General features: G+C 71.3%; 22 protein-coding genes and 2 pseudogenes. 12 read left to right on the top strand and 12 right to left on the bottom strand.

What is annotated here, in order from left to right; translation table 11 throughout:
* Positions 1–189: 189 nt before the first annotated feature.
* A complete protein-coding gene (locus RCO28_RS12235) occupies positions 190–747 on the bottom strand; it encodes a hypothetical protein (protein WP_308941070.1) in 558 nt (185 codons plus the stop codon).
* 357 nt (positions 748–1104) lie between these two features.
* On the opposite strand from RCO28_RS12235, the gene fmt reads away from it, so the two are divergent.
* Together fmt and RCO28_RS12245 are read left to right on the top strand one after the other, a co-directional pair.
* A complete protein-coding gene (gene fmt / locus RCO28_RS12240; protein ID WP_308941071.1) occupies positions 1105–2037 on the top strand; it encodes a methionyl-tRNA formyltransferase in 933 nt (310 codons plus the stop codon).
* Positions 2038–2328: 291 nt separating this feature from the next.
* Entirely contained in the window at positions 2329–3768 is a 1440-nt protein-coding gene (locus RCO28_RS12245; RefSeq protein WP_308941072.1) for a transcription antitermination factor NusB, read from the top strand.
* An 8-nt stretch (positions 3769–3776) separates the two neighbouring features.
* Here RCO28_RS12245 and RCO28_RS12250 read toward each other — a convergent pair whose 3' ends face one another.
* On the bottom strand, positions 3777–4187 hold the full coding sequence (locus RCO28_RS12250; RefSeq protein WP_308941073.1) for a hypothetical protein: 411 nt from the start codon (positions 4185–4187) through the stop codon (positions 3777–3779).
* 309 nt (positions 4188–4496) lie between these two features.
* Between RCO28_RS12250 and rpe the strand changes: the two genes are divergently transcribed.
* Both rpe and RCO28_RS12260 read left to right on the top strand, forming a co-directional pair.
* Positions 4497–5183, top strand: a complete 687-nt coding sequence (rpe, locus tag RCO28_RS12255) for a ribulose-phosphate 3-epimerase (RefSeq protein WP_308941074.1) — start codon at positions 4497–4499, stop codon at positions 5181–5183.
* Positions 5184–5392: 209 nt separating this feature from the next.
* Complete coding sequence (locus tag RCO28_RS12260) at positions 5393–6439, top strand: sugar-binding domain-containing protein (RefSeq protein WP_308941075.1); 1047 nt, start codon at positions 5393–5395, stop codon at positions 6437–6439.
* Between the two features lie 78 nt (positions 6440–6517).
* On the opposite strand, the gene RCO28_RS12265 is transcribed toward RCO28_RS12260, so the two are convergent.
* The 3 genes from RCO28_RS12265 to RCO28_RS12275 are packed head-to-tail and all read right to left on the bottom strand — an operon-like array spanning position 6518 to position 10580.
* Positions 6518–7651 (bottom strand): amidohydrolase family protein, encoded by a 1134-nt coding sequence (locus RCO28_RS12265; RefSeq protein WP_308941076.1) that lies wholly within the window; start codon positions 7649–7651, stop codon positions 6518–6520.
* Positions 7651–8991, bottom strand: a complete 1341-nt coding sequence (locus RCO28_RS12270; protein ID WP_308941077.1) for a glutamine synthetase family protein — start codon at positions 8989–8991, stop codon at positions 7651–7653. The genes RCO28_RS12265 and RCO28_RS12270 overlap by 1 nt, the downstream gene beginning before the upstream one ends.
* A 50-nt stretch (positions 8992–9041) precedes the next feature.
* Positions 9042–10580, bottom strand: a complete 1539-nt coding sequence (locus RCO28_RS12275; protein ID WP_308941078.1) for an ATP-dependent DNA ligase — start codon at positions 10578–10580, stop codon at positions 9042–9044.
* A 77-nt stretch (positions 10581–10657) separates the two neighbouring features.
* Between RCO28_RS12275 and RCO28_RS12280 the strand changes: the two are divergent.
* From RCO28_RS12280 to RCO28_RS12310, 7 genes and pseudogenes are all read left to right on the top strand, one after another.
* A pseudogene (locus RCO28_RS12280) lies at positions 10658–10783 on the top strand (ribonuclease domain-containing protein); the annotation flags it as partial.
* A complete protein-coding gene (locus RCO28_RS12285) occupies positions 10780–11121 on the top strand; it encodes a barstar family protein (protein ID WP_308941079.1) in 342 nt (113 codons plus the stop codon). The pseudogene RCO28_RS12280 and the gene RCO28_RS12285, both read left to right, overlap by 4 nt.
* 159 nt (positions 11122–11280) lie before the next feature.
* A complete protein-coding gene (locus tag RCO28_RS12290; protein ID WP_374991153.1) occupies positions 11281–12729 on the top strand; it encodes a GuaB1 family IMP dehydrogenase-related protein in 1449 nt (482 codons plus the stop codon).
* Positions 12730–13082: 353 nt separating this feature from the next.
* Positions 13083–14594: an amino acid permease gene (locus RCO28_RS12295; protein WP_308941080.1), complete on the top strand. Its 1512-nt coding sequence runs from the start codon at positions 13083–13085 to the stop codon at positions 14592–14594.
* A 10-nt stretch (positions 14595–14604) separates the two neighbouring features.
* Positions 14605–15057 carry an Lrp/AsnC family transcriptional regulator gene (locus tag RCO28_RS12300; RefSeq protein ID WP_308941081.1) on the top strand — a complete coding sequence of 151 codons (453 nt, stop codon included), beginning with the start codon at positions 14605–14607 and terminating at the stop codon, positions 15055–15057.
* Between the two features lie 304 nt (positions 15058–15361).
* Positions 15362–16168 carry a carbon-nitrogen hydrolase family protein gene (locus RCO28_RS12305; RefSeq protein ID WP_308941082.1) on the top strand — a complete coding sequence of 269 codons (807 nt, stop codon included), beginning with the start codon at positions 15362–15364 and terminating at the stop codon, positions 16166–16168.
* A 53-nt stretch (positions 16169–16221) separates the two neighbouring features.
* Entirely contained in the window at positions 16222–17913 is a 1692-nt protein-coding gene (locus tag RCO28_RS12310; RefSeq protein ID WP_308941083.1) for an NAD(P)/FAD-dependent oxidoreductase, read from the top strand.
* 43 nt (positions 17914–17956) lie between these two features.
* Here RCO28_RS12310 and RCO28_RS12315 read toward each other — a convergent pair whose 3' ends face one another.
* The 4 genes and pseudogenes from RCO28_RS12315 to RCO28_RS12330 all read right to left on the bottom strand — a co-directional run bounded on the left by RCO28_RS12315 (position 17957) and on the right by RCO28_RS12330 (position 21295).
* The gene (locus RCO28_RS12315) at positions 17957–18889 is read right to left on the bottom strand and encodes an LLM class F420-dependent oxidoreductase (RefSeq protein WP_308941084.1); all 933 of its coding nucleotides are present in this window, start codon (positions 18887–18889) and stop codon (positions 17957–17959) included.
* A 63-nt stretch (positions 18890–18952) separates the two neighbouring features.
* Positions 18953–19633 carry a DUF5995 family protein gene (locus tag RCO28_RS12320; protein WP_308941085.1) on the bottom strand — a complete coding sequence of 227 codons (681 nt, stop codon included), beginning with the start codon at positions 19631–19633 and terminating at the stop codon, positions 18953–18955.
* A 79-nt stretch (positions 19634–19712) separates the two neighbouring features.
* Positions 19713–20954 (bottom strand): annotated as a pseudogene (locus RCO28_RS12325) (uracil-xanthine permease family protein); the annotation flags it as partial.
* The gene (locus RCO28_RS12330; RefSeq protein ID WP_308941086.1) at positions 20897–21295 is read right to left on the bottom strand and encodes a hypothetical protein; all 399 of its coding nucleotides are present in this window, start codon (positions 21293–21295) and stop codon (positions 20897–20899) included. The pseudogene RCO28_RS12325 and the gene RCO28_RS12330, both read right to left, overlap by 58 nt.
* A 388-nt stretch (positions 21296–21683) precedes the next feature.
* On the opposite strand from RCO28_RS12330, the gene RCO28_RS12335 reads away from it, so the two are divergent.
* Positions 21684–22343, top strand: coding sequence for a hypothetical protein (locus RCO28_RS12335; protein WP_308941087.1), 660 nt, complete (start codon positions 21684–21686; stop codon positions 22341–22343).
* A gap of 52 nt (positions 22344–22395) precedes the next feature.
* On the opposite strand, the gene RCO28_RS12340 is transcribed toward RCO28_RS12335, so the two are convergent.
* The 3 genes from RCO28_RS12340 to RCO28_RS12350 form a co-directional block, all read right to left on the bottom strand.
* Positions 22396–23298, bottom strand: a complete 903-nt coding sequence (locus tag RCO28_RS12340; protein WP_308941088.1) for a JmjC domain-containing protein — start codon at positions 23296–23298, stop codon at positions 22396–22398.
* Positions 23299–23310: 12 nt separating this feature from the next.
* Positions 23311–23709 (bottom strand): hypothetical protein, encoded by a 399-nt coding sequence (locus RCO28_RS12345; RefSeq protein ID WP_308941089.1) that lies wholly within the window; start codon positions 23707–23709, stop codon positions 23311–23313.
* A 185-nt stretch (positions 23710–23894) separates the two neighbouring features.
* Entirely contained in the window at positions 23895–24134 is a 240-nt protein-coding gene (locus tag RCO28_RS12350) for a DUF397 domain-containing protein (protein ID WP_308941090.1), read from the bottom strand.
* Between the last annotated feature and the right edge of the window lie 340 nt (positions 24135–24474).

Below are 24474 nucleotides of genomic sequence, written 5' to 3' on the forward strand. Positions count from 1 at the left end.
CTCGGTCGGCTCGGTCGGCCTCGTGCGGCCGGGGCTGCCCGCGTACGTCTCGTACGGATGTCTCATCCGCCCACTGCGTGTGCGCAGGGAAATGCCCCCGCCGCGTTGCAGGGCGGCGGGGGCACGGAAGGGGGCGCGAGCCCCTTGCAGCGGCGTCGGCGTTACTGCTGCTCGGGGGCTCGCGCGGGCTCAGCCGTTGCGCGGGCCCGGGAACGCTCCGGGGCGCGCCTCGTCGCGCAGGCTCGGGCTGCCGGCGGTCGGCTGCGTCGGCATCGTACGGGCCGCGGGTACCTGCGGCAGCGGGCCCGAGGGCGGCGCCGTCACTGTGCGCCCAGCCGCCGAGGTCGCAGCGGACGCGGTGTCCGTGGCCCGCTCCGCCTCCGCCGCGGCCTGGGCGGTGGCGCGCCGCGCGCCGTACCTGCGGTGCACCGCCTGCTTGGTGACGCCGAGCGCCGAACCGACCGCGTCCCAGGAGAAACCCAGGGAGCGGTCGAAGTCCACGGCCGCCGTGACCAGGGTCTCGACGCTGTCGCGCAGCTCCTGGGCGAGACGGACGGTGGGCGCGGGCGCCCGCCCGTACACGACGAAGCCCGTGGAGGGTCCGGACCGGCGCGGACGGTAGACGTTCCCCAGCTGGGCGGTGAGGGTGCGCAGCGCGTCCACCTGCCTGCGGACCCGTTCGATGTCCCGCACCAGCAGGTGCAGGCTGGCCCGTGCCTGGGCGTCGTGGGTTGCGTGGTCGGCCATGAACAAGCCTCTCGAACCGGCGTTGAAAAGGATCGGGCCGCATGTGCGGCCCGTGTGATCGACGCGAAGTGGTCAACTCTCTCTTGACCAACGCGCTACCCGTCGATGTGGTCACGGTGCGGGGGCGTATGCGCATATGCGCGGGGCGCGCGGCCACTGGTACGCCCCCATGTGCGGCGACGCGAATCTGGGACACGGTGTGACGTAGTAGTCTTGCGCTCTGCCCCTGGGCAGCGGTCAGGGCTTGGCCGTCATGAGGCTCCCCGGAGCCAAGTGAGAAGCCGCTCTGCGGCGGAGTCACAGACTGGTGCGCTGCTCACCGCAGTCAGTGTTCGCACCAGCTTGAGAGGCCATCAGATGAAGCTCGTCTTCGCAGGCACCCCTGAGGTCGCCGTACCCGCGTTGGATGCCTTGATCGCCTCTGGCCGCCATGAGGTGGCCGCGGTCGTCACCCGCCCCGATGCACCTGCGGGGCGGGGGAGACGACTGGTCGCCAGCCCGGTCGCGCAGCGCGCCGAGGAGGCCGGGATCGAGGTGCTCAAGCCGCGCAAGCCGCGCGACGAGGACTTCCTCGCGCGGCTGCGGGAGATCGGGCCGGACTGCTGCCCGGTCGTCGCGTACGGCGCGCTGCTGCCGCGGATCGCGCTCGACGTGCCCGCGCACGGCTGGGTCAACCTGCACTTCTCGCTGCTGCCCGCCTGGCGCGGCGCGGCTCCCGTGCAGCACTCGATCATGGCCGGGGACGAGATCACGGGGGCGTCGACCTTCCTGATCGAGGAGGGCCTCGACGCCGGTCCGGTGTACGGGACGGTCACCGAGCAGGTGCGGTCCACCGACACCAGCGGCGACCTGCTGACCCGGCTCGCGTTCGCGGGGGCGGGGCTGCTCGCCGCGACGATGGACGGCGTCGAGGACGGCACTCTCAAGGCCGTACCGCAGCCCGCCGACGGCATCACGCTCGCGCCGAAGATCACCGTCGAGGACGCCGAGATCGACTGGTCCGCGCCGGCGCTGCGCATCGACCGGGTGGTGCGCGGCTGCACGCCCGCGCCGGGTGCGTGGACGACGTTCCGCGGGGAGCGCCTGAAGCTGGTGTCGGTGCAGCCCGCCTCGGACCGTACGGATCTGGCGCGGGGCGCGCTGGACGCGGGCAAGAACAATGTGTACGTGGGCACGGGTTCGCACGCCGTAGAGCTGTTGTGGGTGCAGCCGCAGGGGAAGAAGCCGATGCGGGGGGCGGACTGGGCGCGAGGAGTGCGGATCTCCTCCGGAGAGGTGCTGGGGGAGTAGGGCTCGGTCCGCGGGCCCGCACCGTCGTACGGGGCTCGGGCTCGGGCTCCGGGGCTGCCCGGGCCCGTCGATTGCCGCCTGCGGACGCTCCGGAGTTGCTGTCCTTGTCGGCCTCCGGCCTTGTCCTCAAGCGCCGGATGGGCTGGATCATCGGCCTCCGGCCTGGTCCTCAAGTGCCGGACGGGCTGGATCGTCGGCCTCCGGCCTTGTCCTCAAGCGCCGGACGGGCTGAGTTGGGCACGTCCTTTACGCTGGAATCGCACCTCATCCAGGATCCGGAGCACCTTTTTCGTGAACGAGCAGCACCGCAGTCGTCCCCGTAAGCCCGCCAAGCCGTACCGGCGTCCCAAGAAGGACCCCGTGCGGGTCCTCGCCTTCGAGGCGTTGCGGGCGGTGGACGAGCGGGATGCGTACGCGAATCTCGTGCTGCCGCCGCTGCTGCGCAAGGCGCGGGAGAAGGAGGGGCCGGAGAACTTCGACGGGCGGGACGCGGCGCTCGCGACCGAGCTGGTCTACGGGACGCTGCGCCGGCAGGGCACGTACGACGCGATCATCGCGGCCTGTGTCGACCGGCCGCTGCGTGAGGTCGACCCGCCGGTCCTGGACGTACTGAGCCTGGGCGCGCACCAGTTGCTCGGCACCCGGATCCCCACGCACGCCGCCGTGTCCGCGAGCGTCGAGCTGGCCCGGGTCGTGCTCGGCGACGGGCGGGCGAAGTTCGTGAACGCCGTCCTGCGGAAAATCGCCGCCGACGACCTGGACGGCTGGCTCGCGCGGGTCGCGCCGCCCTACGACGAGGACCCCGAGGACCACCTGTCGGTCGTGCACTCGCACCCGCGCTGGGTCGTCTCCGCGCTGTGGGACTCGCTGGGCGGCGGCCGCGCCGGGATCGAGGACCTGCTTGAGGCCGACAACGAGCGGCCCGAGGTCACGCTCGTCGCGCGGCCCGGCCGGATCACCGCCGACGAACTGCTCGACGGACTCGGCGAGGAGTCCGCGCTGCCCGGCCGCTGGTCGCCGTACGCGGTGCGGCTCACCGAGGGCGGCGAGCCGGGTGCGCTCGACGCGGTGCGCGAGGGGCGGGCCGGTGTGCAGGACGAGGGCAGTCAGCTGGTGGCGATCGCGCTGGCGAACGCGCCGCTCGACGGCGACGACCAGCGCTGGCTGGACGGCTGCGCGGGACCTGGCGGGAAGGCCGCGATGCTCGCGGGGCTCGCCTCGCAGCGCGGTGCGACGCTGCTCGCCTCGGAGAGGCAGCCGCACCGGGCCAAGCTGGTCGAGCGTGCGCTGGAGGGCAACCCCGGTCCGTACCAGGTGATCACCGCCGACGGCACCCGGCCGCCGTGGCTGCCCGGCTCGTTCGACCGCGTCCTGATGGACGTGCCCTGCACCGGGCTCGGCGCGCTCCGCCGCCGCCCGGAGGCCCGCTGGCGCCGTCGGCCAGAGGACCTGGACGGCTTCGCGCCGCTGCAACGCGCCCTGCTCCAGGAGGCGTTGAAGGCGGTACGCGTCGGAGGCGTCGTCGGCTACGCGACCTGCTCGCCGCACCTCGCGGAGACCCGCGCCGTGGTCGACGACGTCCTGAAGCGGCAGGGCGGCGCCGAACTCATCGACGCCCGCCCACTGCTGCCCGGCGTCCCGGCCCTCGGCGACGGCCCCGACATCCAGCTCTGGCCGCATCTGCACGGCACGGACGCGATGTACCTGGCGCTGCTGCGCCGCACGGCCTAGCTGGAGGTCTACTGGCCCTGGTGGGGCGGCTGTTGACCGTAGGGGTTCGGGGCCTGCGGGTTCGGGTTCTGTCCGTACGGTCCGGGCGCCTGCCCCTGCGGGGTCTGCGGGGTCTGTCCGTACGAACCCTGACCCTGCGGGTCCTGCGGGTCCTGCGGGTCCTGCGCGTACGGCCCCGGCGCCTGTCCTGGCGCGGCCGGGTACGGCGGCTGTCCCATCGGCGCCTGCCCGGGCTGCTGCATCGGCGCTTGCCCGCCGGGCATCGCCGGGTACTGCTGCTGGTACGGGGGCTGGTGGGGCTGGTGGCCCATGAGCGAGGTGGGCTGCTGCGTCCTGCCGCGTCGGCTCATCAGGACGGCGACCACCACCGCGGCGCCCAGGACCAAGACGGCCCCCACTCCGATAATGAGCATCAACATGAGCTCCACCCTTCACGTTCCCTGTTCGCGTCCCCCGAGCCATGGGCGGGCCCCGCTGGACCACCGCCCCGATCACCCGCGAGCCTACAAGGCGTGCATGGGCGGATCCGCAGGCGGACGGGGCACGGAAGGGGGCGCACGCATCTGCCCGAAGCGCGGGGGCACTTGGGCGCTCCGGCCCGCGCTCGGGACGTACCGGCCGCCGCTGCCCCTCTCAGGGGTGGGCGGGGGCGTACGACAGCTCCGGGCCAGGAGCCGATGCACAGTACACCGACAGCAATCCGCGCTGGGCATGGCAGGCTTGGGGGCATGGCAGCTCAGATCAATCCCAGCATCCTGTCCGCGGACTTCGCCCGCCTCGCCGAAGAGGCCGAGGCCGTTCGCGGGGCCGACTGGCTTCACGTCGACGTGATGGACAACCACTTCGTGCCGAACCTGACGCTCGGCGTGCCGATCGTGGAGTCGCTGAGCAAGGCCACGAGCACGCCGCTCGACTGCCACCTGATGATCGAGGACCCGGACCGCTGGGCCCCGCAGTACGTGGAGGCCGGGGCCGGGTCGGTGACCTTCCACGTCGAGGCCGCTGCCGCGCCCGTGCGGCTCGCGCGGGAGATCCGGGCCAAGGGCGCCCGTGCCTCCATGGCGCTGAAGCCGGCGACGCCGATCGAGCCGTACGAGGATCTGCTGCCCGAGCTGGACATGCTGCTGATCATGACCGTGGAGCCCGGCTTCGGAGGTCAGGCCTTCCTGGACATCATGCTGCCGAAGATCCGCAGGACCCGTGAGCTGATCTCCAAGCACGGCCTCGAGCTGTGGCTGCAGGTCGACGGCGGTGTCTCGGAGTCGACGATCGAGCGGTGCGCGGAAGCGGGCGCCGATGTCTTCGTGGCCGGCTCCGCCGTGTACGGCAAGGAGGACCCGGCCGCCGCCGTGCAGGCCCTGCGCGCGAAGGCCGAGGGCGCGACCGCGTCCGCAGCCTGGGCCTGCGCCCACTGAACCATCACGGGTGACCGACTCGGCGACCTGTGTGCCACCGGCAGATGAACGGCGACCGGCAGGACTGATCAAGTGTCGCCGCATCTGCAAGGATGAGCGGAAAGCCGATGAGTGAACTTGTGAACGCAGCCGTGTGGAACAACAGCATGTGAGCAGCAGACTGGGTACGGAGGCCGGGCGACCGGCCGGGACCGTACGCGGCAGAGCTTGTGAACAGCAGTGAGGAGAGCGCCGTGACTGGCATGTCAGCGGGGAGGCCGGCCCTGCGGATGGGACCCGCTGAGCTGGTGCAGGCGGCGGCCATGGCCCGCCGCTTCTATCTCGAGGGCAAGTCCAAGATCCAGATCGCGGAGGAGTTCGGCGTCAGCCGCTTCAAGGTCGCGAGGGTCCTGGAGACCGCCCTCGAGCGGGATCTCGTACGGATCGAGATCCGCGTACCCGCCGAGTTGGATGCCGAGCGCTCCGACCGGCTGCGGGCCCGCTACGGCCTGCGCCACGCAGTCGTCGTGGAGTCCCCGGCGCAGGCCGTCGAGGAGTCGCCCGACCCGGAGAACCTCGGCGAGGTCGCCGCCGACCTGCTCGGCGAGCTGGTCGCCGAGGGAGATGTGCTCGGCCTCGCCTGGGGCCGCTCCACCATTCACATGGCGGCCGCCCTCGACCGGCTGCCGCCGTGCACGGTGGTGCAGCTGACCGGGGTGTACGACGCGGGCACCGCCGAACGCGGCTCCGTGGAGGCGGTCCGCCGGGCCGCGCAGGTCTCCGGCGGCGAGGCGCACCCGATCTACGCCCCGATGCTGCTGCCGGACTCGGCGACCGCGGCCGCGCTGCGCAACCAGACCGGGATCGCCCGCGCCTTCGAGTACTTCGACAAGGTCACCGTCGCCGCGGTGTCCATCGGCTCCTGGGAGCCCGGCATCTCGACCGTGCACGACATGCTCACCGACGAGGAGCGCGCGCACTACGCCTCGCTCGGCGTCGCCGCCGAGATGTCCGCGCACCTCTTCGACGCCGAGGGGCGCCGGGTCGGGCGTGACCTGGGCGAGCGCTGCATCACCGTCGAGGCCGACCGGCTGCGGCGTATCCCCGAGGTCGTGGCGATCGCGGGCGGGCAGCGCAAGGCCGCGGCGATCGACGCGGTGCTGCGTTCCGGCCTGGTGACCAGCCTGGTCACCGACACGGCGGCCGCGGACCAGCTCCTGGAGGCGGGCCCGGCCCCGCGCCCGGCCCTGGACCGGGCCGACCCCGACGGCGCCTGACCCGGCAAGGGCTGCGGCGAGGACCACCAGCAGGAACCTTTTCCCGTACGAGGGCTCCCGGCAGCCCCGTACGACCGCTCAACCGGCTCGCGCGGCGCCCTGGCCGTGCGGGCCGTAGACGCGGCCGGCGTTCTCCGTGCCGATCAGGCGCGCCACCCGGTGTGCGTCCGCGCGCGACCAGGCGCCCGCCGCCACCCAGCCCTCCGTGAGGGCGTCGAGCGCCTCGCGGAAGAGCTGGGCGCCCACCACGTACAGCTCGGGCAGGCCGTAGGCGTCCGTCGAGAACAGGAGCTTGCCGAACGGGGTGAGTTCCAGGAGCTCGGCGAGCACGGCGGCCGCGCGCGTGCCGGTGTACGTGAGGGAGAGGCCGACGTCCGCGTACACATGCGGGTGGACGTGCGCCAGGTACCCGGCGGCGCGGTGGAACGGATAGCCGTGCAGGAGGGCGACCGCGCAGCCGGTGGGGCGCAGGGCGTGCAGCAGGTCGCTCAGGAGCAGCGGGTCGGCGTCCTGGAGGCGCAGGTCGGGGTCGCCGAAGCCGGTGTGCAGCTGGAGCGGCAGGCCGGTGCGTGCGGCCGACCAGATCAGCAGGCGGTGCAGCGTCGGGTCGGTGAGCCGGGTGCCGGGGGTGCGTCCGTCGAGCCAGGCCTCGGCCGCCCGCAGAGCCTGCTCATGGCCCGGCTCGGCGGGGTCGAGGCGCAGGCCGTGGCGGTACGCGGCGACCGACTTGAAGCCCGCGGCCGTGCCGGACACCGTACGGATGGCGTCGTCGAGTGCGGCCAGGAATCCCTCGGCGTCCTCGGACGTGTCCGCCACCCGCTCCGCGAGGGTCTCCAGGCGGACGATCTCGCGGGCCGTGCCGCCGCCGAGGGCCGCGAGCTCCGCGGGTCCCGTCAGGTCACCCGGCAGGCCCGTGTCGAGAAGGAACTCCCCGATCCCGGCGGCGCGCACCAGCCGCTCGCCGACCTCCCGCACCCCGAGCTCCCGGCGCCGGGCGAGGTACTCCTCGGGCGGGCAGTGCGCGGGCAGGTCGAGCAGCGGCGGGCACAACCTCCGTACGGCGAAACCGAGTTGGGAGTCGAAGAACGTCGTGCCCGGCGCGGCGGGGACGTCGGACTCGGTGAGCAGCGACTCGAAGGCCGGACGGTCGGCGGGGGAGCGGAGCACGCCGTGGCAGTGGTGGTCGACCAGCGGGAGCGGCTCGTCCGGCATCAGTAGCGCTCCCGGGTCGCGGCGGCCAGCTCCTCGGGGGAGTGCGCGGCGAACAGCTGGGCCTCCGCCGCGCGTACCGCCGCGAACGCCTCGAACAGCTCGTCGCCCATCGCCTCGCGCAGCACCGCCGAGCGTAGGAAGAGGTCCAGGGACTGCGGCACGGAGGTGGGCAGACGCGGCTGGTCCTGGTGCACCGGGTCGCCCGCGACCGGCTCCGGCAGCGCGGCGCCCGAGTCCAGGGCGGCCAGGCCCGCGGCGATCACCGAGCCGACCACCAGATACGGATTGGCCGCCGGATCGAAGCACTTGACCTCGGCGTTCGCGGCGGCCGGGTCGTCCGGGGCGCCGGTGATGAAACGGAGCGCGGCCTCCCGGTTCTCCAGGCCCCAGCACTGGAACGCGCCGGCCCAGCGCGAGGGTTCCAGGCGGAGATGGCTCGCGGGGGAGGGGGCGCCGACGGCGAGGAGCGCGGGCAGGTCGGTGAGGATCCCGGCGAGGAAGGACTCCGCCCGCCCGGTCATGCCGAACGGGCCGTCGCCGTCCGCGCACAGATTCCGCTCCCCTTCCCACAGGCTGAGGTGCAGATGCCGTCCGTTGCCCACGGCGCCGGGCGTCACGGCCGGGCCGAACGCGGGCGTCAGACCGTGCGCCAGGGACACCGCGCGCACCGTCTCCCGCACCAGGACCGCCTCGTCCGCCGCGCCCACCGGGTCGGTCGGCGCCACGGACACCTCGAACTGGCCCGGCGCGTACTCGGGATGGAGCTGCGTCACGTCCAGGCCCTGCGCGGCGAGTGCGGTCAGCAGGTCGTCGGTGTAGGCGGACAGCTCCACCATGCGCGTCATCCCGTACGCGGGACCGGTCGCGGCCGGAGTGCCGTCCCGGGTGACGACCCACTCCGTCTCGAAGCCCATCCGCAGGAGCAGTCCGTGCTCGGCGGCCCGGTCGGTCATGCGGCGGGCGAAGTGGCGCTGGCAGCCCGGGTAGCGGCCGCCCCGCTGGTCGAATCGGTCGACGGGGGCCCAGGCCCAACCGGGCTGTGCCGCAAGGGCGGTGAGCCGGTCGAGGTCGGGGACGAGGCGCAGGTCGCCGTCGGGGCCTCCGGTGTGCCGGCTGGAGGTCAGGGAGTCGTCGATCAGATAGATGTCGAAGACGGGTGACATGCCGACGCCCCGTTCGGCGGCGTCCGCGAGCCGGGCGAGGGGGACGGTCTTGACGCGGGTGAGGCCCGCGTTGTCGACCCAGGTCAGGGCCACGCCGTGGACCCCGTGCGCGGTGAGCCGGGTGACCAGGGGGTCGGTGGAGGTGTGGTGGTCGTGGGTCTCCGGTGAGCTGTCCATGGGGTACGCGGTACCCCGCCCGGGGGCGCGCGGCACGTCGGCCGACCCGGTCAGCGCAGCAGGCCGACGACCGTCGCCACGGTGTCCGCCTCCGCCGCCTGCTTGTCCTCGCGGTAGCGGACCACCCGGGCGAAGCGCAGGGTCACGCCCTCCGGGTACCGGGAGGACCGCTGCACCCCGTCGAAGGCCACCTCCACGACCAGCTCGGGGCGCACACGTACGACCCAGTCGTCCTGAGGGGGCACGGCGATCTCCTGGAGGCGGCGGGTCTGCCAGTCGAGGAGGGCGTCGGTCAGGCCCTTGAAGGTCTTGCCGAGCATCGCGAACGTGCCGTCCGCCCGCCGCGCCCCCAGATGCAGGTTCGACAGCTTGCCCGTGCGCCGGCCGTGGCCCCACTCCGCCGCGAGCACCACCAGGTCGAGGGTGTGCACCGGCTTCACCTTGACCCACGAGGCACCCCTGCGGCCCGCGCTGTACGGGGCGTCCAGGCCCTTGACGACCACGCCCTCGTGCCCGCGCGCCACCGCCTGCTCGGCGAACTCCCTTGCCCCGGCGCGGAGTTCGGCATCCGCCGGGTCCTCGACCACGAAGCGGCGCACCCGGCGCGGCTCGGGCGTGATCCGGGCCAGCTCGGCGTGCCGCTCGCGGGCAGGCAGGTCGAGCAGGTCGCGGCCGTCCACGGCGAGCAGGTCGAAGAAGACCGGGTACAGCGGGAGCGAGGCCTGCGCGCCCTCGACGTCGAGGCGGGAGCCGACGCGACCCGCGATGTCCTGGAACGAGCGCGGCCGCCCCGACCCGTCCCACGCGATCACCTCCCCGTCGAGCACGGCCCGCGTGGACGCCAACTCCCGTGCGGAGGCGATGACTTCGGGCAGTCGGGTGGTGATCTCGTCCAGGGTGCGCGTGAAGATCCGTACGTCGTCGCCGTCGCGGTGCACCTGCACCCGGATGCCGTCCAGCTTCTCCTCGACCGCGCACGGGCCGAGCACGTCCAGGGCCTCGTCCACGTCCTGCGCCGTCTTCGCGAGCATGGGCAGCACCGGACGGCCCACGTCCAGGCGGAACGTGTCGAGCGCCGCGGCCCCGTCGGCGACCAGGGCGCGGGCCACCACGTCGAGCCGGCCCGCGAGCATCACCGCCCGGCGCACCGCCTCCGCCGCCACGCCCGTCGCCGCCGCCAGGCCCTCCACGGCGAGCGCGTCCAGGGCGCCCTGCCGCAGCTCGCCGCCCAACAGGCCGAAGAGGAACCGCTGTTCGTCCTCCGTGGCCGCCGCGAGCAGTTCGTGCACCAGGCGTTTGCGCTCGCCCTGGGCGCCCTTGCCCGCGACAGCGGCGATCCGGTCGAAGGTCTCGTGCAGTTCCCGTACGCCGATCGTCGGCGTCGCGGCCGGGGGCGGCGGCTCCTTGAACGCTGCCCAGCCGACCCCGATCCGGCGCTGCGGAAGCCGCCCCGACAGATAGCTGACGACCAGCGGTGCCTCGTCCGGCGTCATCGCGGCGAACAACTCGGCGAGCAGCTCCCGCTTCCGGGAGCGCGAGGTGGTCGCGGCCAGCTCCCGCGAGGTCCTGGCCAGTTCGGCGAGCAGCATGGGTTCATCGTCGCGTAGGAGTGGGCGTCCCGCACCGTCGGCCTGGGCGCCGCCCCGGTGCTTGTGGCAGCATCGGCCGCGAGTACACGGTCCGCACCCCCGGCGAAGGCGACCGCGGTGCCCGGCGGCTGGTCACCGGCAGGGACCGCGAGATCTACTCCACCGACGACCACTACCAGACCTTCAAGGCGGTCCTGCGATGACGGAGCACACCCCCGGCCCCCTCGCCGCCCTGCTCGGCGCCGTCCGTGCGGCCGAACTGCCCGCCGTCGTCCTCACCCTCGGCGGTGTCACCGACAAGGCCGCGTTCATGGAGCGCTGCGCCCGCGACCTGGACCTGCCGCACTGGTTCGGGCGCAACTGGGACGCGCTCGCCGACTCCCTGACCGAACTGCCGCGCGGCACCATGCTCGTGGTGCGGGGCTGGCAGGAGTACGCGACCACACGGCCCGAGGAGTGGGCCGTCGCGCAGGACGTGCTCGCGGAGTCCTCCGGCGAACGCCTGAGCGTCCTGCTCGCCCTCGACCGGGCCGTGAACTGACGCCCCCATGGCCAGGGCCGCTTGGAGGTTCCGACCACCGGTTCCGCCGTGCCCTGGAGGATCTGTCCGGAGGGCGGCGACCCTTCGTCATGGGAGAATGAAGTACGTGCGTTTCCTCGGCTGACCTGCCCGAGGGTCACCTCCGAACGACTGGATGTTCTGCACGTGCGTTTCCTCAATGACATCAAGCCGCCGTACGACCTCACGTACGACGATGTGTTCATGGTGCCGAGCCGCTCCGCCGTCGGCTCCCGCCAGGGTGTGGACCTCTCCGCCCCGGACGGAACGGGCACCACGATCCCGCTGGTCGTCGCCAACATGACCGCGATCGCCGGGCGGCGCATGGCCGAGACCGTGGCCCGCCGCGGCGGACTCGTCGTCATCCCCCAGGACATCCCGATCGAGGTCGTCACCGAGGTCATCTCCTGGGTCAAGACCCGGCACCACGTCCTCGACACCCCCATCACGCTCGCCCCGTCGCAGACCGTCGCGGACGCGTGGTCGCTCCTGCACAAGCGCGCGCACGGCGCCGGAGTCGTCGTCGACGGCGAGCGGCGGCCGATCGGCGTCGTCACCGAGCACGACCTGAGCGGCGTGGACCGCTTCACCCAGCTCTCCGAGGTCATGTCGAGGGAGCTGCTGCTCATCGACGCCGACATCGACCCGCGCGAGGCTTTCAACAAGCTGGACGCCGGGCACCGCAAGGTCGCCCCCGCCGTGGACAAGGACGGCCGCCTCGTCGGCATCCTCACCCGCAAGGGCGCCCTGCGGGCCACGCTCTACACCCCGGCCGTGGACGCCAAGGGCAAGCTGCGCATCGCGGCCGCCGTCGGCATCAACGGCGACGTGGCCGGCAAGGCGCAGCAGCTGATCGACGCCGGTGTGGACACGCTCGTCATCGACACCGCGCACGGCCACCAGGAGTCGATGATCGAGGCCATCCGTAAGGTGCGCGCGCTCGACCCGCAGGTCCCGATCGTCGCGGGCAACATCGTCGCCGCCGAGGGCGTCAAGGACCTCATCGACGCGGGCGCCGACATCATCAAGGTCGGCGTGGGCCCCGGCGCCATGTGCACCACGCGCATGATGACCGGCGTCGGCCGCCCGCAGTTCTCCGCCGTCCTGGAGTGCGCCGCCGAGGCGAGGAAGTACGGCAAGCACGTCTGGGCCGACGGCGGTGTCCGGCACCCGCGCGATGTCGCCATGGCGCTCGCCGCCGGCGCGTCCAACGTCATGATCGGCTCCTGGTTCGCCGGGACGTACGAGTCGCCGGGCGACCTCCAGCAGGACGCCAACGGGCGGCAGTACAAGGAGTCCTTCGGCATGGCCTCGGCCCGCGCCGTGCGCAACCGCACCAGCGACGAGTCGTCGTACGACCGGGCCCGCAAGGCGCTCTTCGAGGAGGGCATCTCGACCTCGCGGATGTTCCTCGACCCGGCCCGCCCCGGCGTCGAGGACCTGATCGACTCGATCATCGCGGGCGTCCGCTCCTCCTGCACGTACGCGGGCGCGGGCTCGCTCGCCGAGTTCGAGGAGAAGGCCGTCATCGGCATCCAGTCCGCCGCCGGATACGCGGAGGGCAAGCCGCTGCACGCCAGCTGGCAGTGACCTCGTAGAACGGCTTCCGCGCGGCCCCGATCGTCTCCGGACGGCCGGGGCCGTCGCGTGTTCCGGACCGTTCCTGACCCGTTCCTGACCTGGCAGAACCGCGTCCGGGATGTGGCATTGGCCACGTTCGTACAGTGATCGAAAGCGGATGTGCAACGAACTCCCGTATTTTCCGGGGGTACGCAAGGATCTTGCCCGAATGCGCAAGGTTGCTTCATTACGCAAGTGAAGCCGCGCGCCCTAATGTCATGCGCTGTACTTCGTCTGGCGGTGACCGCCTGCTCGGTGGTCGCCCTTCGACGGGTGCCGCCGCGGTCGCTGCCGTCAAGCCCGCAGCGATGAAGGAGCCCTCCGTGCTCGACCAAGGCGCCGCCCCGCCGACGCGTGACCCGCAGCAGCCGAGCGGCCTCGGCCGGCTGATGCGCCGCAAGCCCGTGGAACTGCTGGTCGCCGAGGGTGGCAAGGGCGAGGGCGGCACGCTGCGGCGCTCGCTGTCCATGTGGCAGCTGACGATGATCAGCATCGGCGCGACCCTCGGCACCGGCATCTTCGTCGTCCTCGGCGAGGCCGTGCCGAAGGCCGGACCAGCCGTCACGCTCTCCTTCGTGATCGCCGGCCTCACGGCCCTCTTCTCCGCCCTCTCGTACGCGGAACTGGCGGGCACGATCCCCGTCTCCGGCTCCTCCTACTCGTATGCGTACGCAACGATGGGTGAGCTCGTCGCCTGGGTCTGCGGCTGGTGTCTGGTCCTGGAGTACGGCGTCTCCGTCGCGGCTGTCGCCGTCGGCTGGGGCGAGTACCTCAACGAACTCCTCGCCGGCACCATCGGCGTGACCATTCCGGACGTGCTCTCCGCGCCGCCCGGCGACGGCGGGATCTTCAACCTGCCCGCGCTGATCGTCGTGCTGCTCGCGATGGTGTTCCTGCTCGGCGGCGCCAAGGAGTCGGCGCGCGCCAACACGATCATGGTCGCCGTGAAGATCGCCGCGCTGCTGCTGTTCTGCGCGATCGGCATCCAGGGCTTCAAGTCGGGCAACTACGCCGACTTCATGCCGCTCGGCATGGCCGGTGTCAGCGCCGCGGGCGCCACCCTGTTCTTCTCGTACATCGGCTTCGACGCCGCGTCCACCGCCGGTGAGGAGGCCAAGGACCCGCAGCGGGACCTGCCGCGCGCGATCATGCTCTCGCTCGTCATCGTCACCGCGCTGTACGTCCTCGTCGCCGCCGTCGCGGTCGGCGCCCGCCCCTGGCAGGGCTTCACCGACTCCGAGGCCACGCTCGCCGGGATCATGAAGGACGTCACCGGCCAGCCCTTCTGGGGCACCGTGCTCGCCGCGGGTGCCGTCATCGCCATCGCGAGCGTCGTGCTCGTCGTCCTCTACGGCCAGACCCGCATCCTCTTCGCGATGTCCCGCGACGGCCTTGTGCCGAAGGCGTTCGCCAAGGTCAACCCGCGCACCGGCACGCCGCGCGTGAACACCGTGATCGTCTCGCTGTTCTGCGGTGTGCTCGCCGCGGCGATCCCGCTCGGCCAGCTCGCCGACGCCACCAGCATCGGCACGCTCTTCGCGTTCGCGCTGGTCAACGTGGCCGTCATCGTGCTTCGCCGCAGCCGCCCGGAGATGAAGCGGACCTTCCGGGTGCCGCTGTCGCCGCTCTTCCCGCTGGTGGGCTTCGGCTTCTGCGTGTGGATGATGTTCAGCCTCGACGCGATCACCTGGACCGTCTTCGGCGTGTGGATGGCCGTCGGCCTCGTGATCTACTTCGGGTACGGTCAGCGCCGCTCCCGGCTGCAGACGCAGGGGGCCGACGCGGCCGTCGCGCTCACCAAGGAATCAGGTCCGGAATCAGGTCAAGAGAAGTGAACCGCCCGCCGTGCTGAACGAACTCGACGAACGTATCGTGCACGCCCTCGCCGAGGACGCCCGCCGCTCCTTCGCGGACATCGGCCAGATCGTCGGCCTGTCCGCGCCTGCGGTGAAGCGCCGTGTGGACCGGCTCCGCGCGACCGGGGCCATCACCGGCTTCACGGTCCGGGTGGACCCGGCGGCGCTCGGCTGGGAGACCGAGGGGTTCATCGAGATCTACTGCCGGCGGAACACTTCGCCCGAGGCCATCAAGCGGGGCCTCGAGCGGTACCCGGAGGTCGCGGCCGCCTCCACCGTCACCGGTGAGGCGGACGCGCTCGTCCAGGTCTTCGCCTCCGACATGCGGCACTTCGAGCGGGTGCTTGAGCGGATCGCCGGGGAGCACTTCGTGGAGCGTACGAAGTCTGTGCTGGTGCTTTCGCCGCTGATGCGGAGGTTTTCTTCGGGGGCGCCTGCTTAGGCCCCCGGGGCCCCTCGCCCCTGCCGGGTTGCTCCCGGTGGGGACGGGGGCTTTTCTCTTTCCCCGCCCCGCCCCTTCCCGAACTGGGGCTCCGCCCCAGACCCCGCTCCTCAAACGCCGGAGGGGCTGATATTTCAGCCCCTCCGGCGTTAGGGGAACAGCGCGCGCAACGAATCGCCGCCCCCGTACCCCCACGCGCAACACATCACCCAAATGCGCGCAACGGACACGCCTTGTCCGTGCAACCCCGGCCCCCGTACCGTCATTGCGTCCCCGCAAACCCCTGTACCGCCGAGGTCTGCCCATGTCGTCGCCGCTGCGTTCCGCCCTGCTTCAGAGTTCTGGACGGCCCGGTGACGTCGCGTGGAATCTGCGCGTGCTCGACGAGGCCGCCGGGCGGGCCGCCGACGCGGGGGCGGGGCTTCTGGTCGCGCCCGAGATGTATCTGACCGGGTACGCGATCGGCGCCGACGTCCCCCGTCTCGCCGAGCCCGCCGACGGCCCGTCCGCCGAGGCCGTCGCGAAGATCGCCGCCCGCCACGGCCTCGCCGTCTTCTACGGGTACCCGGAGCGCGACGGGCAGCGCGTGTTCAACTCCGCGCAGGCCATCGGCCCCGACGGCACACCCCTGCTCAACTACCGCAAGACCCACCTCTTCGGCTGCTTCGAGCAGGAGCACTTCACGCCCGGAGACACCCCCGTCGTCCAGGCCGAACTCGGCGGCCTCCGCATCGGCGCGCTGATCTGCTACGACGTGGAGTTCCCGGAGAACGTACGGGCGCACGCCCTCGCCGGGACCGATCTGCTGCTCGTGCCGACCGCGCAGATGCACCCGTTCCAGTTCGTCGCCGAGTCCCTCGTGCCGGTGCGCGCCTTCGAGAGCCAGATGTACGTCGCGTACGTCAACAGGGCAGGCGAGGAAGGGGAGTTCGAGTTCGTCGGGCTCTCCGTGCTCGCCGGTCCCGACGGCATCGCCAGGGCGCGGGCCGGGCGCGGCGAGGAACTCGTCATCGCTGACGTCGACCCCGCGTTCCTCGCCGAGTCCCGCACCGGCAACCCGTATCTGCGGGACCGCCGCCCCGGTCTGTACGCGCCCCTGGCCCAGGCCTGAGCCTCCCCCTTCACCCCTTCAACACCCCGTTCCGCGCAAGGAGTCCTCACCCCATGACGTCCACGGTGCCCAACGCCGTCCAGCACACCGACGCGCAGCCGCCGATCACCATGTTCGGGCCGGACTTCCCGTACGCGTACGACGACTTCCTCGCGCACCCGGCCGGGCTCGGGCAGATACCCGCGACCGAGCACGGCCAGGAGGTCGCCGTCATCGGCGGCGGGCTCTCCGGCGTCGTCGCCGCGTACGAGCTGATGAAGATGGGCCTCAAGCCCGTCGTGTACGAGGCGGACCAGATCGGTGGGCGGCTGCGCACGGTCGGCTTCCCCGGTACGGACACCGAACTCACCGCCGAGATGGGCGCCATGCGCTTCCCGCCGTCCTCCACGGCGCTGCAGCACTACATCGACCTGGTGGGCCTGGAGACGCGGCCGTTCCCCAACCCGCTCGCCCCGGACACCCCGTCGACCGTCGTCGACCTCAAGGGCGAGTCGCACTACGCGGAGACCGTGGACGACCTGCCGCAGGTCTACCGGGACGTCATGCACGCCTGGAACGCCTGCCTGGAGGAGGGCGCCGACTTCTCCGACATGAACCAGGCGCTGCGCGAGCGGGACGTGCCGCGGATCCGGGAGATCTGGTCGCGGCTCGTGGAGAAGCTGGACAACCAGACGTTCTACGGCTTCCTCTGCGAGTCCGAGGCGTTCAAGTCCTTCCGGCACCGGGAGATCTTCGGCCAGGTCGGCTTCGGCACGGGCGGCTGGGACACCGACTTCCCCAACTCCATCCTGGAGATCCTGCGGGTCGTCTACACCGAGGCCGACGACCACCACCGCGGCATCGAGGGCGGCAGCCAGCAGCTCCCGCTCCGGCTCTGGGAGCGCGAGCCGGAGAAGATCGTGCACTGGGCCCAGGGGACCTCGCTCTCCTCCCTGCACGACGGCACCCCGCGCCCGGCCGTCACCCGCCTCGACCGCACCGCGGGCAACCGCATCACCGTCACGGACGCGAGCGGCGACATCCGTACGTACCGTGCCGCGATCTTCACCGCCCAGTCCTGGATGCTGCTCTCCAAGATCGAGTGCGACGACACGCTCTTCCCGATCGACCACTGGACCGCCATCGAGCGCACCCACTACATGGAGAGCTCCAAGCTCTTCGTGCCCGTCGACCGGCCGTTCTGGCTCGACAAGGACGAGGTCACCGGGCGTGACGTCATGTCGATGACGCTCACCGACCGGATGACGCGCGGCACCTACCTGCTCGACGACGGTCCGGACAAGCCCGCCGTCATCTGCCTCTCGTACACCTGGTGCGACGACAGCCTGAAGTGGCTGCCGCTGTCCGCGAACGAGCGGATGGAGGTCATGCTGAAGTCGCTCGGCGAGATCTACCCGAAGGTCGACATCCGGCGGCACATCATCGGCAACCCGGTGACCGTGTCCTGGGAGAACGAGCCGTACTTCATGGGCGCGTTCAAGGCCAACCTGCCCGGCCACTACCGCTACCAGCGCCGCCTGTTCACCCACTTCATGCAGGACGGCCTGCCCGAGGACAAGCGCGGCATCTACCTCGCCGGTGACGACATCTCCTGGACGGCCGGCTGGGCCGAGGGTGCCGTGCAGACCGCGCTGAACGCCGTGTGGGGTGTCATGCACCAGTTCGGCGGTACGACGGACGCGTCCAACCCCGGTCCGGGTGACCTGTACGAGGAGATCGCGCCGGTCGAGCTGCCGGAGGACTGACCCCGAGGGGGGAGGGGCGGGCGGTTCCGTCCCTCCCCCGGTGTCAGACGCCCGCCTCCCGCGCCGCCTCGTACACCGCCGCCGCGACGTCCGTCAGCTCCTGCGCGTCCCGGGTCCGGCCCTGCAGTTCGAGGAAGAACTCCTCGATCCCGGTGGCCTCCACATGGTCGGCCAGGTCCTCGACGATCTGCTCGACGCTGCCCTGGAACGGCCGCCGCCCCTCGCCCTCGTACGGCCGTGGGCTGTACGTCGCGTTCACCCGCACCGTCGCCGCGATCGGGCGCTCGCGGCCGGTCGTGGCGGCCAGGTCCTGCAACTGCTTCCAGGAATCGGTCAGTTGGCGGGCGCCGAGCGCGACCGGCATCCAGCCGTCGGCCCGCTCGACCAGGCGGCGCGCGGCGCGCGGCCCGTTCGCGGGCAGATGGACGGGGATCGGGCGGGCCGGCTTGGGGCCGACCGCGGCCGGGGCGATCCGCGTCCACTCGCCCTCGTACGCGACCGGGTCGGGGCCCCAGACGGCGCGGCACACGTCGAGCGTCTCGTCGAGTACGGCGCCGCGCCGCTCGAAGGGGGCCAGGCCCTGCGCCGCGTACTCGTCGTGCGACCAGCCGGTGCCGAGCCCGGCGACGACACGGCCGCCGCTCGCCGCGTCCAACGTGGCCAGCGCGCGGGCGAGTTCGAAGGGGATGTGCAGCGGCGCGACCAGGACGCTGGTGCCGAGCCGGGCCCGTTCGGTGGCCGCGGCGGCGAGCGTCAGGGAGACCAGCGGGTCGGCCACCGAGCGGTACCGCTCGGGCCACGGCAGGCCCTCGACGCCGTACAGGCCCTGCGTCGCGGGTGTCGGGAACAGCACCCGCTCGAAGACCCACAGGCTCTCGTACCCGATCTCCTCGGCGGCCTTCGCCACCGCGGGGATGTCGCGTCCGATGTCGTACTGCTTCATCTGGGGAAGGCCGAGTCCCAGCCTGGTCACCATGTGCTGCGCCTCCTGTGCGTCCCGGACCGGCCGGCCCCGGCGGGCGGCCGGTGTCCTGTACAGCTAACGCGTCCCGGGCGGCCGGCGCCAGGGGGTCAGCAGGCAGTGGCCGACGAGGCCCGCCCCGGCGTCCGTGCGCCGCCTGAACTCCTCGGCGAGGTCGGGGAGTTCGCGCAGCCCGCAGAGCACCCGCGCCGCCGACCAGGCCGCGTCCCTGGCCCGCTCCAGGTTCCAGCCGCCGAGCAGGTGCGTCAGCGGGTCGGCGATCTGCAGCAGCTCGGGGTCCGGTGCGAGGTCCTCGACGATCCGCTCCTCCAGGGCGGCCAGGCGGTCCCCGAGGCGGTCGAACTCGCCCTCCACGGCGGCCGGTTCACAGCCCGACCCGTGGCAGGTGTCGACCACGGCGAGCACCAGGTCGTACCCGATGTGCGCGTTGAGGCCCGCGAGCGCGAACTGCAGCGGCCGTACGCCGGGGTGGTGCCGGTACTGGAACAGCGGGCGCCAGGCCGCCGGGGCGCGGTGGCCGTGGCGGACCGCGTCGAGCGCCGCGAAGTACCGCTCGGCGAGCCGGAATTCGAGTGGCGCGGGCTCGGCGGCGCCGGATGCCTCGGCCACCGCGAGGTGCATGCGGTGGAACACCGCCAGACCGTCTGAGCGCGGCCAGTTCGCGCCCACGGCACGCATCCGTGCACGGACCGTATCCGCCTCGACCGTCCCGGTCCCGATCTGTCCCGAATCCGCCATCCACGCAGCGTGACAGGCCGAGCCGGAACGGCGGCCGACCGAGCCGCGAGCATCCCCGAAACGGGGGAACGACCGGCCCTCAGTCCTTGGCGTCGTAGCGCGAGGTGCCCTCGTCGAGCAGTGGCTCCTGCGTCTTGAGGTGGGCGGGGGCCATGGCGCGCAGGGCGTGGTAGCCGGTGATGACGACGATCGTGCCGAGAGCGATCCCGCTCAGCTCGAACGTGTCGGTGAACTTCATCGACACGTTGCCGACCCCGATGATGATGCCCGCGGCCGCCGGTACGAGGTTCAGCGGATTGCGCAGGTCCACCTTGGCGTTGATCCAGATCTGCGCGCCGAGCAGGCCGATCATCCCGTACAGGATCACGGTGATGCCGCCGAGCACGCCGCCCGGGATGGCCGCCACGACCGCGCCGAACTTGGGGCACAGGCCGAAGAGCAGGGCGAATCCGGCGGCGGCCCAGTACGCGGCCGTGGAGTAGACGCGGGTCGCGGCCATCACGCCGATGTTCTCGGAGTACGTGGTGTTGGGCGGCCCGCCGACCGCGGTGGAGAGCATCGAGGCGGCGCCGTCCGCGGAGATCGCCGTGCCCAGCTTGTCGTCCAGGTCGTCGCCGGTCATCTCGCCGACGGCCTTCACGTGCCCGGCGTTCTCGGCGATCAGGGCGATGACGACAGGCAGCGCGACGAGGATCGCGGACCACTCGAAGCTCGGCGCGTGGAAGGAGGGGAGCCCGATCCAGTCGGCCTTGCCGACGCCGGACAGGTCGAGCCGCCAGTGGTCGACGGCCTCGGCGCCGCCCGCGGGCGAGTGGATCTTGCCGAAGACGCGGTCGAAGAGCCAGGAGATCCCGTACCCGAAGATCAGGCCGAGGAAGATCGCGATCCGGGACCAGAAGCCGCGCAGACAGACCACGGCCAGACCCGTGAACAGCATCACGAGCAGCGCGGTCCACTGGTCCTGCGGCCAGTACGTGGTGGCCGTGACCGGCGCCAGGTTGAAGCCGATCAGCATCACGACGGCGCCCGTGACGATGGGCGGCATCGCGGCGTGGATGATCCGCGCCCCGAACTTCCGCACCGCGAGGCCCGCGAGGAACAGCGCCGCGCCGACCACGAAGACGGCACCCGTGACCGTCGCACTCGAACCGCCCTGCGCCCGGACCACGGCGGCCACACCGACGAACGACAGCGAACAGCCGAGGTACGACGGGACGGTGCCGCGGGTCGCGAGCAGGAAGATGACCGTGGCGACGCCGGACATCATGATCGCCAGGTTGGGGTCGAGCCCCATGAGGACGGGGGCCACGAATGTTGCTCCGACAGTACATCACTGGGCTTCAGGGGCATCCACTCACCAGTGGAGACATCCCCCAGACGCTCGTCATCTTCGCTGGTCAGAGCATGTAGCAGGGCCATGGAAGCGGGGCTGGCATCGTCGGCCAGCACCCGCGACAGATGCTCCAGCTCTCGGGGCGTGAAGCGGACCGCGACCTCTTCGGCCGCCCCATCGGCCTCCGGCTTCTGGGCTCCCTCAGCCGCCCGCCATGCCGCGATGTTGGCCAGCGTGTTGGCCAGGAAACGCGTCGCGGTGTCCGGCTCCGGTATGGGGCGGACGGCTGGCTTCTGACGGCCTATCGCTTTGAACTCACCAAGATCCACAACGGGATGCTATATGCCTACGACTATCCCGAGTAGTAGGTCTGTGGGTTGCTTTCGTTCTTTGAGTTCACTACGCACCGGTAAGTCAGTACCCGCCCCAAGATCGCCTAGAACGCATGTTTGGATGAAGGTCGAACCAATCGTTCCGCTTCTTGGGGGAAGTGCGTTGCGCCTGCCTGTGCTAAAGACCGTCCCACTCGGTGCCGTCCTCGGGTGGTCCATGCTCGTCGCCGCCGTACCGATTGCGATAGCAGGAGGAATGTCTGATCGGGCGGCCCCCGAGCAACAGGTGCCCAAACCGAGTGCTACCGGCAGTCCTTCTGTCACTCAGCAGCACGCCCCGATACCGGGGAACGAGATCGAGGACCAGAACGAGCTGGACGGCCCAATGCCGCTGCCTCGAACGAACCACGACAAGAACGCAACTCCTGGGCCCACCGAAGAACCCCCGGCTCCGAAGAAGCGTCGCGGCGAGAACGAACCGCAGAGCCGCGGAATCCCGAACAAGAAGGACGACAAGAAGTCCAAGGGGCGCCGGGCCAAGCCCAAGTCGGATAAAGCGGATGACCCGGAAGAGCCCGAGGAGCGTCACTCGATCGTCGGCGACACCGTGGACAAGTACCTCCCCGGCGCCAGCAAGTACATCCCGGAGTGGGCCAAGCCCATCGTTTACGACGTGAAGAAGAGGGCCGTCGACCCCGATGCCGTTGAGGCATTCCTCGCTGATGACGGAACCCTGGTCGTACACGCCGTGCTCGACCCCTCGAAGAAGGGGGGCCACAAGCACTTCGGCATCTTCGCGGCCTTCGACGAAGAGCCCGAGTCGAAGGACGGCATCGAGATGGTCCTGACCGTCGAGGACCCGAGCCATGCTTCGCCGCTCAACCCGACGACCGTCACCACCGTCGCCATCACGCCGGACTCTCCGGAGCCCGTCACCAACACGGCCGAGGTCTACAACCCCAAGCGCGTCGACAAGGTCGCCGAGCGGACCGTCAACGAGACCGTGAAGGACGCCACCGAGGACAACCCCACCTCCGCGGCCTGAACCACGGCAGCCCCCTCGGGGTCTCGGAGGGGGCTGCCAATCATTCATTCACTCAGGTCTTGTACTCCAACTCCGTCAAGGCGTCCTTGATGACGGTCGGAGCGACCTCGGACAGGTCGAGACCCTGCACGTACTTCACCAGCGCCTCACGCGCTTCGCCGAGCTGTTCCATCAGGCCCTCCCCGCCCAACTGGCGGGGGAGGATGATGCGACGGAACTCCTCCTGCGAGATCGCACCAGCGAGCAGCTTCTCCGCGAGCCACAACTTCGTGCGCTCCCTGATCGCGAACGTCAGGTGGATGCTGTGCTCTTCGGTATCCACGACGTGCGGGTTGTGGACCCACCCGCGCGGCAGCAAGAGCGACTGGCCGGCCTTGAGGTCGACCTCCACATCCGGGCCGGCGGCTTCCCACGTCGGTATGTACTCGTCCTTCCACACACGGAAGCTCTCGTTGTACTCCCGCATGGGTGCCTCAACCGGAGGCCGCCAGAGCTGCCACCGCTTCGTACCCGAGACCTGGACGATCACCGCCATCTGCTGATCCCAGTGGTGGCGGAGCCCTTGCTCGCCGGGCGGGGTCAGGAAGGCGTGGATGTAGTTCGAGTAGCCCGTCTCCGTCTGGATCGCCTCGGAGATCTGCGCCAAGGCCGGAACGACGCGTTGCAGGTTGCCGAGGCGGATCGTGTACCCGCGCTCGTACAGCCTGGCGAGCTTCGCGCGGTCCGTCCGGCCGTCCGTCATGTACGCGTTCTGACTCAGCGACGGATTGGGGGCCTTTACGGCCGCGATCTCGTTGGCCGGAACACACCCCGTGTAGAGGTAGCCGCGGATCGACTCCGCGGTGACCGTCGCATCGAGCGACTGCGTGCCACGCTCGAACACGCGTGGCTCATCAGGCCATGAGGCCAGCAGTTCAGTAACGCCTTCCTCGGGCAGCAAGAGGCGCAGCGACATGGCGTCGACTCCTTACGACGGCGGGAGCGGGCAGGGGATGTCCGGGTGGAAGCGGTTCGGGCAACACACGACGGAGAAGGCGATCAGGTTCTTCGAGGCCAGGTAGTACACCCAGCTCACGTCGACACCGCGGGGCAGCACGTCGGTGGCGTACTCCAGCTTGTCTTCGAGACTGCTGTACGCCTGGAGGCCGTCCGACCGTTCGAACGGGGGGTTCGCCTCGTACTGCTTGGTCAGCCACGCGATGGCGATACCCATGTCGGCCCAGGTCCGATCGGCGGAGACCTGGTTCTTCTTGGTCAGCCACCAGCCGGTCATGGTGGGCGGCACGTTGCCCGTCGCGAACTCCGCGGCGGCTTCGCGGTACCGGTCGAGGACGGCCTGCTGCTTCTTGTCCTCGGGGTCCAGCACCGAGGGCGGGCCGTTGGGATGCGGAGGCCGCCGGCCTCCCTCCTTGCCGTACACCACCGATGGTCCGATCCACGGTCCATACCCGTGCCAGTGCCCTGACCAGCTCATTTGTGCCCTTCTGGAAGTGCGGGGCCGCCCCGCCGGAGCAGGGCGGCCCGTCTTGTCCTGGATGGGGAGGCGTCAGCTTAGAGCGCCAGGCCCCTCTTCTTGGCCCAGCCGAGGACGAAGTCGTCGACCTCGTCCGCGGTGACGCGCATGCTCTGGCCGGCGCCCTCGGGCTTGGAGTCACGCAGCTCGAACGCCTCCACGGCGCCGGGGATCGCTGCTACGTCGATGCACGACTCGTGCTCGCCGTTGAGGTTGCCGCCGCAGAAGTTCTCGAACTCGCCGTCCGGGACGGCGGGGAGGGTGTAGAGGTTCTGCACTGGGTAGTCCTCCTTGCGCATCTGCTGTGCGGAGATCCGTTCTCCGCGCCGTAGTGCACTTGCACCCACCCCGGCCTGACCTGTCCTTCTTCGGGGTACTGGCTTGGCCGGGGTGGGATCTTGGTCCCGCCCACGAGGGGTGCCGAAAAGGGGGAGCCGGCGAGTGTCACCTCGGGGGCGGAAGATCATCGGATGAGCGCCCACCAGGCGCCGCAGATCGCCACAGAGGTGCCGATCATGAGGCCCTGGAAGACCCACTGACGCCAGCCGAGCGGGCGTTTGTGTCTGGAGCCGGACTGTCGGCTATGCCGACCACGAGCGCGGCCAGCATCGCCAGGAG

It is taken from the genome of Streptomyces sp. LHD-70, assembly GCF_031157275.1.
Lineage (GTDB): Bacteria > Actinomycetota > Actinomycetes > Streptomycetales > Streptomycetaceae > Streptomyces.

Bases quoted from the DNA above. Each gene is read 5' to 3' on its own strand.
- RCO28_RS12235 (WP_308941070.1), bottom strand. From the start codon at position 747: ATGGCCGACCACGCAACCCACGACGCCCAGGCACGGGCCAGCCTGCAC.
- fmt (WP_308941071.1), top strand. From the start codon at position 1,105: ATGAAGCTCGTCTTCGCAGGCACCCCTGAGGTCGCCGTACCCGCGTTG.
- RCO28_RS12250 (WP_308941073.1), bottom strand. From the start codon at position 4,187: ATGTTGATGCTCATTATCGGAGTGGGGGCCGTCTTGGTCCTGGGCGCC.
- rpe (WP_308941074.1), top strand. From the start codon at position 4,497: ATGGCAGCTCAGATCAATCCCAGCATCCTGTCCGCGGACTTCGCCCGC.
- RCO28_RS12265 (WP_308941076.1), bottom strand. From the start codon at position 7,651: ATGCCGGACGAGCCGCTCCCGCTGGTCGACCACCACTGCCACGGCGTG.
- RCO28_RS12270 (WP_308941077.1), bottom strand. From the start codon at position 8,991: ATGGACAGCTCACCGGAGACCCACGACCACCACACCTCCACCGACCCC.
- RCO28_RS12275 (WP_308941078.1), bottom strand. From the start codon at position 10,580: ATGCTGCTCGCCGAACTGGCCAGGACCTCGCGGGAGCTGGCCGCGACC.
- RCO28_RS12285 (WP_308941079.1), top strand. From the start codon at position 10,780: ATGACGGAGCACACCCCCGGCCCCCTCGCCGCCCTGCTCGGCGCCGTC.
- RCO28_RS12305 (WP_308941082.1), top strand. From the start codon at position 15,362: ATGTCGTCGCCGCTGCGTTCCGCCCTGCTTCAGAGTTCTGGACGGCCC.
- RCO28_RS12310 (WP_308941083.1), top strand. From the start codon at position 16,222: ATGACGTCCACGGTGCCCAACGCCGTCCAGCACACCGACGCGCAGCCG.
- RCO28_RS12315 (WP_308941084.1), bottom strand. From the start codon at position 18,889: ATGGTGACCAGGCTGGGACTCGGCCTTCCCCAGATGAAGCAGTACGAC.
- RCO28_RS12320 (WP_308941085.1), bottom strand. From the start codon at position 19,633: ATGGCGGATTCGGGACAGATCGGGACCGGGACGGTCGAGGCGGATACG.
- RCO28_RS12335 (WP_308941087.1), top strand. From the start codon at position 21,684: ATGCCGCTGCCTCGAACGAACCACGACAAGAACGCAACTCCTGGGCCC.
- RCO28_RS12340 (WP_308941088.1), bottom strand. From the start codon at position 23,298: ATGTCGCTGCGCCTCTTGCTGCCCGAGGAAGGCGTTACTGAACTGCTG.